This is a genomic window from Sphaerisporangium sp. TRM90804 (genome assembly GCF_029846175.1).
GTDB lineage: Bacteria > Actinomycetota > Actinomycetes > Streptosporangiales > Streptosporangiaceae > Sphaerisporangium.
Map to the genome: position 1 here is coordinate 20,764 of NZ_JARWAC010000014.1, position 13,098 is coordinate 33,861.

The following is a 13,098-nucleotide window of genomic DNA, read 5'->3' on the forward strand; positions in this document are numbered from 1 at the left end:
CCGGCAAGGGCCCCGTGTGCGGCGGCGGTCCTAGACGCGCTGCCACTGCGGGTCGCGGTACAGGACGACCGAGGCGCCGCGCAGGAGCTGGTCGGGCGCCGAGACCATGACCAGCTCGCCGGCCGCCTCCAGCTCGCGCAGCAGGTCGCGCACACGCGGGCCCACCGGGAGCCGGCCGAGCGGCAGGTCGAGCTGGACGCGGACGGCGTCCGCCACCTCCGACAGCCGGAAGGGGCCGTCGAAGCGCTCCACCAGGCTCCGCACGAACGCCAGGCTGATCATGCGCTCGGCCTGGCCGTGCGCGACCTCCCAGACGAGCTGGACGCCGCGCCGCCCGGTGGCGGCGCACGCCGGGCAGCGCCGGACGAACCCGGGCACCACCTCCTCGTCGGCGGACCCCAGGCACGCCGAGCACTGGTCGGTCTCCATCGCGTGCAGCTCGGCGGCCACCCGGTCGGCCAGGGGAGCCCCGCAGGCGCAGCGGTAGGTGCGGAAGCCGCCGCCCACCAGCGCGAGCTCGTCGGCGTCGTCGGGGATGTCGGTCCACTGCGCGGTGATCATGTGCGCGCTCATCGCCTGTGACTCTATCGAGCCCGCCGGGCTCCCGCGGCCCCGCCCAGGGGCCCGCAGGGGTGGCCGGGGTGACGCGGCGGCCCGCCGGGCGATTCCGCCCTCATCCTGGGGAGGGGTTCCGGGCGGCGACCGCCGGTCCCCGTCCGACGGAGGACCGGCCGGGGGAGCGAGTCCCCCCGTGGAGTGCTTAGTCTGATCCCATGGCAAACCCGGCGATTCTGACCGTCGACGACGACCCGGCCGTCTCCCGGTCGGTGGCCCGAGACGTCCGGCGCCGCTACGGCGACCGCTACCGCGTCGTGCGGGCGGACTCCGGCGGGGCCGCCCTGGACGCGCTCCGAGAGATCAAGCTGCGCGGCGAGCAGGTGGCGGTCCTGCTCGCGGACTACCGCATGCCCGAGATGAACGGCATCCAGTTCCTGGAGGCCGCGATGGACCTGTTCCCGCGCGCCCGCCGGGTGCTGCTGACCGCCTACGCCGACACCGACGCCGCCATCGACGCGATCAACGTCGTCGACCTGGACCACTACCTGCTCAAGCCGTGGAACCCGCCGGAGGAGAAGCTCTACCCGGTGGTCGACGCGATGCTGGACGCCTGGCTCGCCGCCCCCGACGAGGCCGTCGACGAGACGCGCGTCGTCGGGCACCGCTGGTCGGCGCCGTCGTACGCGGTGCGCGACTTCCTCGCCCGCAACCTGGTGCCCTACCGCTGGCTGCAGGCCGACGAGCCGGAGGGCGGGCGGCTGCTGGCGGCGGCGGGCGTCCGCGAGGACGAGGTGCCGCTGGTGGTCACGCCGGACGGCACGTCGCTGGTCAAGCCGAGCGAGAGCGAGCTGGCCGCGCACGTGGGCCTGACCACCACCCCGGCCGAGGACTTCTACGACCTGGTGGTCGTCGGCGCCGGCCCCGCCGGGCTCGGCGCGGCGGTGTACGGCGCCTCCGAGGGGCTGCGCACCGTGCTGCTGGAGCAGCGCGCCACCGGCGGGCAGGCGGGGCAGAGCAGCCGCATCGAGAACTACCTGGGCTTCCCCGACGGGGTCTCCGGCGCCCAGCTCACCGATCGCGCCCGGCGGCAGGCGCTGAAGTTCGGCGCCGAGATCCTCACCACCCGGGAGGTCGTCGCCCTGGAGGCCGGCGGTTCCACCCGGCTGCTGCGCTTCGCCGACGGCAGCGCCGTCGCCGCCCACACCGTCGTGCTGGCCACCGGCGTCTCCTACCGCATGCTGGACGCCCCGGGCTGCGCCGACCTGACCGGGCGCGGCGTGTTCTACGGCTCGGCGTCCACCGAGGCGCCCAGCTGCGCCGACCAGGAGATCTACATCGTCGGCGGCGCCAACTCCGCCGGCCAGGCGGCGGTGTACTTCGCCAAGTACGCCCGCCGGGTGCACATCCTGGTCCGCGGCCAGGACCTGCGGCGGTCGATGTCGCAGTACCTGATCGACCAGATCGAGAGCATCGGCAACATCCAGGTGCACCCGCACTCCCAGGTGGTCGCCGCCGAGGGCGACGGGCACCTGGAGCGGATCACCCTGTGCGACCCGCGGTCGGGCGGCAGCCGCACGGTCGACACGTCGTGGATGTTCGTCTTCATCGGCGCCCAGCCGCGCACCGACTGGCTCGACAAGGCCGTCGTGCGCGACCACAACGGGTTCGTGCTCACCGGCCCGGACCTGCTCGTCGACGGCCGGCGCCCGCCGGGGTGGTCCCTGCCCCGCGATCCCTACCATCTGGAGTCCAGCATGCCGGGCGTCTTCGCCGCCGGCGACGTGCGGGCCGACTCGGTCAAGCGGGTCGCCTCGGCCGTGGGCGAAGGCGCGATGGCCGTCTCGCTGGTCCACCGCTACCTGGAGGCGCAATGACCGAGCCGGAGCAGACCGACGGGTGCGGCGGCGTCGGCCAGGACATGCTCACCGCCGACGAACTGCGCACCCTGTTCCTCTTCGAGTCGCTCGACCCCGCGCAGCTCGCCCGGTTCGTCGAGCACGGCCGGGTGGAGCACCGGCCGGCGGGCACCGTCATCAGCCGCGAGGGCGACCCCGCCACGTGCTTCTACGTGCTCCTGCACGGCACCATCGCGCTCACCCGGCGCATCCACGGCGACGAGGTGGAGGTCGGCCGCACCGAGCAGCGCGGCGTGTACGCGGGCGCCATGCAGGCCTACCTGGGCGACCGCATCGGCCAGGTGTACTCCAGCAGCCTGCACGCGATCAGCGACGTCGACGTGTTCGCCCTGCCGGCCGACGTGCTCGCCGGGGCGCTGCGCGAGTGGTTCCCCATGGCCACCCACCTGCTGGAGGGCCTGTTCTTCGGCATGCGGGCCAGCCAGACGATCGTGGGGGAGCGCGAGCGCCTGCTCGCGCTCGGCTCGCTGTCGGCCGGGCTGACCCACGAGCTCAACAACCCGGCCGCGGCCGCCGTGCGGGCGACCGCCATCCTGCGTGAGCGGGTGACGGGCATGCGGCACAAGCTGGCCATGATCGCCGACGGCAGGCTGGACGGCACCCGGCTGAAGAGCCTGGTCGAGCTGCAGGAGGAGGCGGTCAAGCGGGCGGCGTCCGCGCCGCCGCTGTCGCCGATGGCCACCTCGGACGCCGAGGACGAGCTGGGCGGCTGGCTGGAGGACCACGACATCGCCGGCGGGTGGGACCTGGCGCCCACGCTGGTCGCCGGCGGCGTCGACACGGCGTGGCTGGAGCGGATCAGCGGGGCCGTGGGCGGGGAGAACCTGGAGGCCGCCGTCCGCTGGCTCACCTACACGGTCGAGACCGAGCTGCTGATGGGCGAGATCGACGACGCGGTGACCCGGGTCTCCACGCTGGTCGCCGCGGCCAAGCAGTACTCGCAGCTCGACCGGGCGTCCTTCCAGACCGTGGACGTGCACGACCTGCTCGACGCCACGCTGACCATGATGCAGGCGAAGGTCCCCGGCGGCGTGCGAGTCGTCAAGGACTACGACCGGACGGCCCCGCCGATCCCGGCGTACGCCGCCGAGCTCAACCAGGTGTGGACCAACCTCATCGACAACGCGTTCAGCGCCATGAGGGGCACCGGCGGCACCCTGACCATCACCACCCGCCACGACGCCGAGCGCATCCTGGTGGAGATCGGCGACACCGGCCCCGGCATCCCCCCGGAGATCCGCCCCCGCATCTTCGAGCCCTTCTTCACCACCAAGCCGGTAGGCGAGGGCACCGGCCTCGGCCTGGACATCTCCTACCGCATCATCGTCAACAAGCACCACGGCGACATCCGGGTGAACTCCACCCCCGGCGACACCCGCTTCGAGGTCCAACTCCCCCTCAACCCCCCCGCCTGACCCCACCCCGCGCCTCACACCGACCCCTGCGGCTACGCACACCGCCCACCCCACCCCGGCGGCTCGCGCACGCCCATGCGTGCGCCGCCGCGCCCCCGCCCAGCCCTGCCTCTTCCCCGGCGCCGGGTGGCGGGTCGCGCACGCCGCCCACTCCCACCTCGGCGGCTCGCGCACGCCCATGCGTGCGCCGCCGCGCCCCCGCCCAGCCCTGCCTCTTCCCCGGCGCCGGGGCGGCGGATCGCGCACGCCGCCCACTCCCACCCCGGCGGCTCGCGCACGCCCATGCGTGCGCCGCCTCACCCCCGCCCAGCCCGCCTTTTCCCCGGCGCCGGGGCGGTGGGTCGTCGTCGCGGTGAATTCGGCGCCGTGTGCGGCGGTTGGCCCGGCGGGCGGTTGGGCGGTCACGGCCCGAAAGGGCCTTGAAGGGCCGTCCTCGGAATCCCCTGCTCCGGGCGACCTCGCCCCGGCGGATCGCGCACGCTCATGCGCGCGTCGCCTCACCCTCCCGCCCAGCCCTGCCTCTTGCCCGGCGCCGGGGCGGTGGGTCGTCGTCGCGGTGAATTCGGCGCCGTGTGCGGCGGTTGGCTGGCGGGCGGTTGGGCGGTCACGGCCCACTGGGTCTTGACTGGGCGGGCTGAGACTTTACTGTTAGGAAGGCTTCCTAATAGTTGATGCTGTCGGAGGACGTCATGAGGGTATCGGCCCTGTCAGGACCTTCCCGTCGCCTGCGACCGGTGCGTGCCGCCGTGGTCGCGCTGATGGCGGCCTCCGCGTGCCTCGGCGGGGCGCCGCTGGCGGCGGCCGGGACGGAGCGGAGCCCGGGGAAGCCACGGCCGCTGGCGGCGTCGATGAGTGACGTCATTCCCGCGCCGGTCTCGGTGCGGCCGGATGCCGGCGTGACCTTCACGCTTCGCCCGAGCGCCCGGATCCACACCCGCGGCGGCCAGGCCGCCACCGCGGTGGCCACCTACCTGACCGGGCTGCTGCGCCCCTCGACCGGGTACGCGCTGCCGGTCCAGGCGGCCCCGCGCGGCGCCCCCGCCCCGGGGATCTCGCTGCTGCTGGACGCGGCCGAGCCCGCGGTCGGCGACCAGGGCTACCGGCTCGACGTGACCGGCGCCGCCGTGGTGCTCCGGGCACGCACCGGCACCGGGCTCTTCAACGGCGTGCAGACGCTCCGCCAGCTCCTGCCCGCCCGGGCCGAGAGCGCCACCGTCCAGCCCGGCCCGTGGACGGTGCCCGGCGGGCGGATCGTCGACCACCCCCGGTTCGCCTACCGGGGCGCGATGCTCGACGTCGCCCGCCACTTCCACCCGGTCGAGACGGTGAAGAGGTACATCGACCGGATCGCCCTCTACAAGATCAACCACCTGCACCTGCACCTGTCGGACGACCAGGGCTGGCGGATCGTCGTGGACGGCTGGCCCCGCCTGGCCACCTACGGCGGCTCCACCCAGGTCGGCGGCGGCCCGGGCGGCCACTACACCAAGGCCCAGTACCAGGACATCGTCGCGCACGCCGCCCGGCGGCACGTCACGATCGTGCCCGAGATCGACATGCCCGGGCACACCAACGCCGCCCTGGCGTCCTACGCCGAGCTGAACTGCGACGGCGTCGCCCCGCCGCTCTACACCGGCACCGCCGTCGGCTTCAGCTCGCTGTGCGCGACCAAGGAGATCACCTACCGGTTCGTGGCCGAGGTGCTCGACGAGCTCGCAGCCCTGACCCCCGGCCCGTACCTGCACATCGGCGGCGACGAGGCGAGCGCCACCCCGCACGACCAGTACGCGGCGTTCATGAACCGCGTGCAGCCGATGGTCACGGCCGAGGGCAAGGCCGTCATGGGCTGGCACCAGATCGGTGCCGCCGACGTCGCCCACTCGCCCGGCCGCGTCGTCCAGTACTGGGGCCTGACCGCCTCCGACCCGCTGGTCACCTCGGCCGTCTCGCGGGGCGCCAAGGTGGTCATGTCCCCGGCGAACAAGGCGTACCTGGACATGAAGTACAACCCGCAGACCCGGCTCGGCCTCGACTGGGCCGGCCTGATCGAGGTGAGGACCGCCTACGACTGGGACCCCGGGACGTACCTGGCCGGCGTGCCCGCCGCGTCCGTCCTCGGCGTCGAGGCGCCGATGTGGACCGAGACGATCGTCACCGAGGACGACATCGAGTACATGGCCTTCCCCCGCCTGCCCGCCATCGCCGAGCTCGGCTGGTCCCCGCGCTCGACCCACGACTGGGAGGCCTTCCGCCTGCGCCTGGCCGCGCAGGCCCCCCGCTGGACGGCCATGGGCATCGGCTTCTACCGCTCGCCCCAGATCCCCTGGCCGGCCCCGGCCGGATCCGTCGCCGCCCGGCCGTGACCGCCGCCGTCCCGGGGAGTGAAGACCACGGGCAGGCTCACCAGACCGCGGGTGAAGACGCCCGTCTCCACCGGACGGGCGTCCTCGGCGAGGCGCACGTCCGGCATGGCGTCCAGTAGCCGGTTCACCGCGATGCCGACCTCGGCCCGCGCCAGCATGGCCCCGAGGCAGAAGTGCCGGCCCCGGCCGAACGTCACGATCGCGCCGCCCGCGGTGAAGTCGATGCCGGGGTCGATCTCGCTCCGGAACAGGTCGAAGGCGCCGGGGTCGGCGAACCGGCCGCCGTCGCGGTTGGCGGCGGCGATCACGCACGCCACCGAGGAGCCGGCCGGGATCACCCCGCCGGCCATCTCGACGTCCTCCGCGGCGTGGCGGAGGATCAGCTGGATCGGGGAGTCGCGGCGCAACGTCTCCACGTGGGCGCGGTCGACGAGGCCCCGGTCGGCGCGGACCGCCTTGAGCTGGCCGGGATGCCGGACGAGGTTGAACATGGTTCCGGAGATCGCCGAGGCCGCCGTCTCGCCCCCCGCGGCCAGCAGCATCGAGCAGTAGGCCAGCACCTGCCGATCGGACATGGCCTCACCCTGGTGCTCGGCCGCGCACAGGGAGGAGAGCAGGTCCGTCCCCGGCTTATCCCGCCGTTCGTGGATGATCGGGGTGAGATAGGCGTCCAGCTCGGCCCTCGCCGCGCTTCCCGCCCGCTCCACCTCCTCGTCCTGCCCGAAGTTGGACATCCGCGCCATCAGCGCCGTGTACCAGCGCTGGAACCGCGGCCTGTCCTCGTCCGGCAGGCCGAGCAGGGTGGCCATCACGTTGATGGGCAGCCACTTCGCGAAGTCGCCGACGAGGTCGACCTCGCCCGCCTCCTCGAACCGGTCGATGAGTTCGGCCGCGGCGAGCTCGATGCTCGGGATGACCCGTTCGTGCAGATCGCGCCCGCGCAGCGCCGGGCCGAACATCTTGTGGTGGCCGGCGTGCTCCGCGCCGTCCATCTGGATGATGGTCCTGTCGCCGTGCACCGGCTCGACCTGCCAGGCGTAGCACTCGTTGGTGAACGGATGCCCCCGCAACGCCCGGGTGACGTCCTCGTACCTGCTGAGTACGTGGAAGCCCGTCGCCTCGTGCACATAGAGCGGATACGCGTCACGCATTCGCGCGTAGTGCGGGTACGGGTCGGCGTCGTATTCGGGGGAGAGGATGTCGGGACCGTTCACATGGGCCTCCTTCGGCGTCGCTCAGGAGGATTCAGACCGATCTCCTGCACCGATGATGGATTCGGCGCCAGGGAATGACGAGATCCGGAAACCGGAAAGGTCTGCCCGATACTGGTATGGCGGCGCGTGGTGTCCGTCCCACGACGCGTGAAAGCCCGGACGGTGATCTCCGGCATCGCTGATTGATCGCGACCGGACGGCGATCTCCGGCATTGCCGATCGATCGGGAAATGAAGAACCTCCAGGCCTGTGACCTGGAGGTTCGGTGGTGGGCGATACTGGGATTGAACCAGTGGCCTCTACCGTGTCAAGGTAGCGCTCTCCCACTGAGCTAATCGCCCGGGTGAAACAGAGGTGGAGACGGGATTTGAACCCGTGTACGCGGCTTTGCAGGCCGCTGCCTCGCCTCTCGGCCACTCCACCGGGCGAGGCCTCGTCTCCGCAAGGCCTCTCCGAGCGGACGACGGGATTCGAACCCGCGACCCTCACCTTGGCAAGGTGATGCTCTACCAGCTGAGCCACGTCCGCGTGATCGACCGGTGAACACCCGGCCTCACGCAGAGAACTCTAGCGAATCACGGCCGAGTCCCCAAACCGGGTTCCCGCCTGAACCGCGCCCGCGCGCCCGGCGCGGCGGCGGGCCGCAGGGGCGGGGGCGCCCGTGGCGTCCCGGTGTAAGGGGCTAACATGCAATACGCCGGTTACCTATGCGGGAGAGTCAAGCATGCGCGACAACGAGGTCGTGAACGTCGGTTTGGAGCCGCTGAGCTTCGCCGACGTCGTACGGGTCGCCCGTCACGGAGCCGCCGTGCGGCTCACCGAGGAGACGGTCGCCGCGATGGCCCGCTCCCGCGCCCGGGTCGAGGAGCTGGCGGCGGGCGCGACGCCGGCCTACGGCATCTCCACCGGGTTCGGCGCGCTCGCCACCCGGCACATCGATCCCGAGCTGCGCGCCCGCCTCCAGCGCTCCCTGATCCGCTCGCACGCCGCCGGGTCGGGCCCGGAGGTTGAGGCCGAGGTCGTCCGCGCGATGATGCTCCTGCGGCTGCGCACGCTGGCGAGCGGGCACACCGGCGTCCGTCCCGAGACCGCCCAGGTGCTCGCCGGGCTGCTCAGCGCCGGCATCACCCCCGTGGTGCACGAGCACGGCAGCCTCGGCTGCTCGGGCGACCTGGCCCCGCTGTCGCACGTCGCGCTCGCCCTCATGGGGGAGGGCCCGGTGCGCGACCGCGACGGCGAGCCGCGCACCGCCGCCGAGGCGATGAAGCAGGCCGGCATCGAGCCGGTGGAGCTGGCCGCCAAGGAGGGCCTCGCCCTCATCAACGGCACCGACGGCATGCTGGGCATGCTGATCCTCGCCCTTGACGACCTCACCCGCCTGCTCAGGACCGCCGACGTCAGCGCCGCGATGAGCGTCGAGGCGCTGCTCGGCACCGACCGGGTGTTCGCGCCCGAGCTGCAGGGCCTGCGCCCGCACCCGGGCCAGGCCGCCTCGGCATCCAACCTGCGGGCGGTGCTGCGCGACTCCGGGATCATGGAGTCGCACCGGAACGACTCGTGCACGCGCGTCCAGGACGCCTACTCCCTGCGCTGCGCGCCGCAGGTGGCCGGGGCCGCGCGCGACACGGTCGCCCACGCCGCCGCCGTCGCGGCCCGCGAGCTCGTCTCGGCCGTCGACAACCCGGTGGTGCTCGACGACGGCCGCGTGGAGTCCAACGGCAACTTCCACGGCGCGCCCGTCGGCTACGTGCTCGACTTCCTGGCCATCGCCGCCGCCGACGTCGCCTCGATGGCCGAGCGGCGCACCGACCGCATGCTCGACGTGGCGCGCAGCCACGGCCTGCCCGCCTTCCTCGCCGACGACCCGGGCGTCGACTCCGGCCACATGATCGCCCAGTACACCCAGGCGGCGATCGTCTCGGAGATGAAGCGCCTGGCCGTCCCCGCCAGCGTCGACTCCATTCCCAGCTCGGCCATGCAGGAGGACCACGTCTCCATGGGCTGGTCGGCGGCCCGCAAGCTGCGCCGGGCGGTCGACGGGCTCACCAGCGTGCTGGCCGTGGAGGTCCTCACCGCCGCCCGCGCGATCGAGCTGCGCGCGCCGCTGCGCCCCGCCCCCGCGACGGCCGCAGTGGTCGACGCCCTGCGCCAGGAGGTGGCCGGCCCCGGCCCCGACCGCTTCCTCGCCCCTGAGATTGCGTCGGTCACGCGGCTGACGGCCGACGGCGCCGTCCTGGCCGCCGCCGAGTCCGTCACCGGCCCCCTCGCCTGACCTCCCGCCGGGGGCCGGGTCAGCCGGGCAGCGCCGCCACCACGTCGACCTCCAGCAGCAGGCCCGGACGGAACAGGCGCGGCACCTCGACCGTGGTGCTCGACGGCGGTTCGCCGGGCATCCGGCGCCGCCGCACGGCCCCGTAAGCGGGCAGGTCGCCCATGTCGGTGAGGTAGGTCCTGATGTTCACCACGTCGCCGAACGAGCACCCCTGGTCGGCGAGGATGCGCTCCAGGTAGTCGAACACGACCTCCGACTGCCGGACGGCGTCGCCCTCGCCGACCACCGCGCCGCCGGCGTCCAGGGCCGCCTGCCCGGACACGAACAGCAGGCCGCCGGCGCGCACGGCGTGCGAGTACGCTCCCGCGGGCGGCGGGACCGACGCCGGATTGAGCCTGACGGCCCCGGTCCCGGCCCCGGTCCCGGCCCCGCCGGTCGCCGCCGGGCCGCTCCGCGTCCCCGCCTCGTCCTGGGCGCCCGCCTCGTCCCGGGCGCCCGCCTCGTCCCGGGCGCCCGCCTCGGGGGCGCGCAGGGCGGGGGAGCGCACGACGGCCGTGAGGTCCCCGTCGCCGAGCCCGGCCGCCACCGCCTCGGCCAGCCGTCTCTCCGCCGCGGCCGCGATCGTCTGCGTGCCGTGCGCGGCCAGCCGCAGATCCTTCAGGGCCAGGGCCAGCGTGTAACCGGCCGGCGGCGGCTCGTCCAGGGCTGCGGGGCGCAGCCGTTCGGCCAGCGCTCCCAGCGGGGTGGCCGCCAGCACCTCCAGCAGCGTGGCGCGGCCGACGCCCATGGCGTCCGCGTAGGCGAGGGACTCGGCGACCAGGACCTGAGCCGGGACCACGGCGCTCATCACCGCCAGCTTGGCCGCCGCCCCCGCTCCCGGCGGGCCCATCTCGAGCACCCGGCCGAACACGCCGAGCACGTCCCGGCACCGGGCCAGGTCGGCGTCGGTCCCGCCGGCCAGGACGGCCAGCGTGCCGGCGGCGGCCGGCCCCACGCTGCCCAGCACCGGGGCGTCCACCAGCCCCACCTCCGCGGGCAGCAGGGCCCGGAGCCGGGCCACCGCGTCCGGGCCGATGGTCGACATCTCCACCACCACCGAGCCCGCCTGTGGCACGGCGGAGGCCAGCACCTCCTCGACGGCCTGTGGATCCCGCAGCATGGTGACGACCAGGCCGGCCCCGGCCACGGCCTCGGCCGCCGTCCGGGCGGTCGCGGCCCCCGGCACGTCACGAGGCGTCCGGTTCCACACCGTCACCTTGTGCCCGGCGTCCACCAGACGCCGGGCCATGGGGACGCCCATGCGTCCCAGTCCAAGAAAAGCGATCACCTCGGCGACGCTAGGCCATTCCCCACCCATTCCACCAACGACTAGTTTGAATGTCAGCCATGCGAGGAGGGAATGTGTTCGACACCGCCGGCCTGCGGCTCCTGGACGCCGTCGCCCGCACCGGCTCGTTCACGGCGGCGGCCGAGCTGCTCGGCTACACCCAGTCCGCCGTGTCCCGCCGCGTCGCCGTCCTCGAACGCGAGGCCGGCGGCCCGCTGTTCGACCGGCTGGCCCGAGGCGTGCGCCTCACCCCGGCCGGGACGCTGCTGCACCGGCACGCGCGCGAGGTGCTGGAGCGGCTCGGCCGGGCCGCGAGCGAGCTGGCGGCCCTGCACGACGGCTCGGGAGGGCGGCTGCGCGTCGGCGCGTTCGCCACGGCCAACGCCGTGCTCGTTCCCGAGGCGCTGCGCGAGTTCCGGCGCTCCTCCGCGGAGGTCGAGCTCGTGCTGGTCGAGGGCATGAGCGCGGAGCTGGTGGAGAGCGTCGCCGAGGGGGCGCTGGACGTCGCGGTGGTCAGCGACTACCCCTCCGGCCTGTTCCCCGGCGACGCGGTGCGGCTGGCGCCGCTGCTGGCCGACGAGCTGCTGCTGGCGCTGCCGTCCGGGCACCGCCTGGCGGGCCGGGAGGTGGTGCGCCTGGGCGACCTGCGGGAGGAGACCTGGATCGAGGGGGCCCCGCCGGGCCACCCCACCATGCTGGCGGAGGCGTGTGCCCGCGCCGGGTTCACGCCGAGGGTCGGCGTCCGCATCGGTGAGTGGACCGGCAAGTTCGGCTACGTCGCCGCGGGCCTCGGGGTGGCCCTCGTCCCGGCGCTGGCGGCGCGGGCGGTGCGGGGCGACATCGTGCTGCGCCCCCTCGCCGACCCCGCGCCCCGCCGCCAGGTCTACGCGGCGCTGCCCCGCACCGCCCCCCTGCCCGCGGCCCTCGCCCTGCTGGCCGTGCTGCGCGGCCGGGCGGGCGGCGGATGAGGCGCGGGCCGGGGCACGCGAGAATGGAAGGGTGTATTTCGCCCACGTCAACGGCCACCTGGCCACCGGACTGCGTGACGTCACCACCGATCTCGGGGCCCTGGACGGCCCGGGATGGTGGGCGGTCGTCGTCACCTACGAGGGCAAGGTCAGCTGCGCCAGGTTCGACCAGGTTCGGCGCGCGCCCCTGCCGCGCCCGTCCGGAACCTGGCCCGCCCGCCTGGAGTGGACCAGCTCCCTCGACCGGCGGGCGTACGAGGACGGCGTCCAGCGGATCCGCGAGGAGATCGAGCGGGGCGAGGTCTACCAGGCCAACCTGTGCCGCATCCTCACCGCCTCCCTCCCGGCCGACGCCGACCCGCTGGTGCTGGCCCACCGGCTCGCGCGCGGCAACCCCGCGCCGTACGCGGCCGTCGTCCACGTGCCCGGCCTGACCGTCGTGTCGGCCTCCCCGGAGCTGTACCTGTCGCGGGCCGGGGACGTCGTGGAGTCCAAGCCGATCAAGGGCACGGGCGTGACCGCCGACGACCTGCTCGACAAGGACTACGCCGAGAACGTCATGATCGTCGACCTGGTGCGCAACGACCTCGGCAGGGTCGCCGAGGTGGGGTCGGTCACGGTGCCGTCCCTGTACACGGTGGAGCGGCATCCGGGCCTGGTGCACCTGGTGTCCACCGTGCGCGCCACGCTGGAGCGGGGACGCGGCTGGGCCGACCTGTTCGCCGCGACCTTCCCGGCCGGGTCGATCACCGGCGCGCCCAAGTCGTCAGCGGTTCGTATCATCAATGAACTCGAACCAGAGCCCCGGGGGCCGTACTGTGGGGCTGTGGGCTGGGTCGACGCCTGCGGGCGCCAGGCCGCGCTGGCCGTGGGCATCCGCACCTTCTGGATCGAGCGCGACCTGATCCGCTTCGGCACGGGAGCCGGCATCACCTGGGGTTCCGACCCGCGGCGCGAGTGGCGCGAGACCGAGTTGAAGGCCTCCCGGCTCGTCGCGCTGGCCTCCGGCCGATCCTGAAGGCCGCGGCACGCCCCGCTCACCTCGCGAGAATGGAGATCTTTCAA

At 74.0% G+C, this 13,098-nt stretch carries 9 protein-coding genes and 3 tRNA genes; 6 read left to right on the forward strand and 6 right to left on the reverse strand.

The features are described from left to right. Nucleotides 1-30: 30 nt before the first annotated feature. On the reverse strand, nucleotides 31-573 hold the full coding sequence (locus PYR91_RS17745; protein WP_279780979.1) for a hypothetical protein: 543 nt from the start codon (nucleotides 571-573) through the stop codon (nucleotides 31-33). A 200-nt stretch (nucleotides 574-773) separates the two neighbouring features. Between PYR91_RS17745 and PYR91_RS17750 the strand changes: the two genes are divergently transcribed. The 3 genes from PYR91_RS17750 (at nucleotide 774) to PYR91_RS17760 (ending at nucleotide 6,252) form a co-directional block, all read left to right on the forward strand. Next, nucleotides 774-2,432 carry an FAD-dependent oxidoreductase gene (locus tag PYR91_RS17750; protein ID WP_279780980.1) on the forward strand — a complete coding sequence of 553 codons (1,659 nt, stop codon included), beginning with the start codon at nucleotides 774-776 and terminating at the stop codon, nucleotides 2,430-2,432. Continuing rightward, entirely contained in the window at nucleotides 2,429-3,889 is a 1,461-nt protein-coding gene (locus PYR91_RS17755; RefSeq protein ID WP_279780981.1) for an ATP-binding protein, read from the forward strand. Before PYR91_RS17750 ends, PYR91_RS17755 begins: the two co-directional genes overlap by 4 nt. Nucleotides 3,890-4,623: 734 nt before the next feature. Continuing rightward, nucleotides 4,624-6,252, forward strand: coding sequence for a beta-N-acetylhexosaminidase (locus PYR91_RS17760; RefSeq protein WP_279780982.1), 1,629 nt, complete (start codon nucleotides 4,624-4,626; stop codon nucleotides 6,250-6,252). Here the strand turns inward: PYR91_RS17760 and PYR91_RS17765 are convergent. The 4 genes from PYR91_RS17765 to PYR91_RS17780 all read right to left on the reverse strand — a co-directional run bounded on the left by PYR91_RS17765 (nucleotide 6,192) and on the right by PYR91_RS17780 (nucleotide 7,994). Then, entirely contained in the window at nucleotides 6,192-7,466 is a 1,275-nt protein-coding gene (locus tag PYR91_RS17765; RefSeq protein WP_279780983.1) for a cytochrome P450, read from the reverse strand. The genes PYR91_RS17760 and PYR91_RS17765 overlap by 61 nt on opposite strands. Nucleotides 7,467-7,732: 266 nt before the next feature. After that, nucleotides 7,733-7,807 (reverse strand) — tRNA-Val (locus tag PYR91_RS17770). An 11-nt stretch (nucleotides 7,808-7,818) separates the two neighbouring features. Next, a tRNA-Cys gene (locus PYR91_RS17775) sits at nucleotides 7,819-7,889 on the reverse strand. 32 nt (nucleotides 7,890-7,921) lie between these two features. Next, a tRNA-Gly gene (locus PYR91_RS17780) sits at nucleotides 7,922-7,994 on the reverse strand. A 196-nt stretch (nucleotides 7,995-8,190) separates the two neighbouring features. Between PYR91_RS17780 and hutH the strand changes: the two genes are divergently transcribed. Next, complete coding sequence (gene hutH / locus PYR91_RS17785) at nucleotides 8,191-9,738, forward strand: histidine ammonia-lyase (protein ID WP_279780984.1); 1,548 nt, start codon at nucleotides 8,191-8,193, stop codon at nucleotides 9,736-9,738. 19 nt (nucleotides 9,739-9,757) lie between these two features. On the opposite strand, the gene PYR91_RS17790 is transcribed toward hutH, so the two are convergent. After that, on the reverse strand, nucleotides 9,758-11,065 hold the full coding sequence (locus PYR91_RS17790; RefSeq protein WP_279780985.1) for an NAD(P)-binding domain-containing protein: 1,308 nt from the start codon (nucleotides 11,063-11,065) through the stop codon (nucleotides 9,758-9,760). Between the two features lie 74 nt (nucleotides 11,066-11,139). Between PYR91_RS17790 and PYR91_RS17795 the strand changes: the two genes are divergently transcribed. Both PYR91_RS17795 and PYR91_RS17800 read left to right on the forward strand, forming a co-directional pair. After that, the gene (locus PYR91_RS17795; RefSeq protein WP_279780986.1) at nucleotides 11,140-12,033 is read left to right on the forward strand and encodes a LysR substrate-binding domain-containing protein; all 894 of its coding nucleotides are present in this window, start codon (nucleotides 11,140-11,142) and stop codon (nucleotides 12,031-12,033) included. Nucleotides 12,034-12,064: 31 nt separating this feature from the next. Then, the gene (locus tag PYR91_RS17800) at nucleotides 12,065-13,051 is read left to right on the forward strand and encodes an anthranilate synthase component I family protein (protein ID WP_279780987.1); all 987 of its coding nucleotides are present in this window, start codon (nucleotides 12,065-12,067) and stop codon (nucleotides 13,049-13,051) included. The last annotated feature ends 47 nt before the right edge of the window (nucleotides 13,052-13,098 follow it).

Bases quoted from the DNA above. Each gene is read 5' to 3' on its own strand.
- PYR91_RS17750 (WP_279780980.1), top strand. From the start codon at position 774: ATGGCAAACCCGGCGATTCTGACCGTCGACGACGACCCGGCCGTCTCC.
- PYR91_RS17755 (WP_279780981.1), top strand. From the start codon at position 2,429: ATGACCGAGCCGGAGCAGACCGACGGGTGCGGCGGCGTCGGCCAGGAC.
- hutH (WP_279780984.1), top strand. From the start codon at position 8,191: ATGCGCGACAACGAGGTCGTGAACGTCGGTTTGGAGCCGCTGAGCTTC.
- PYR91_RS17745 (WP_279780979.1), bottom strand. From the start codon at position 573: ATGAGCGCGCACATGATCACCGCGCAGTGGACCGACATCCCCGACGAC.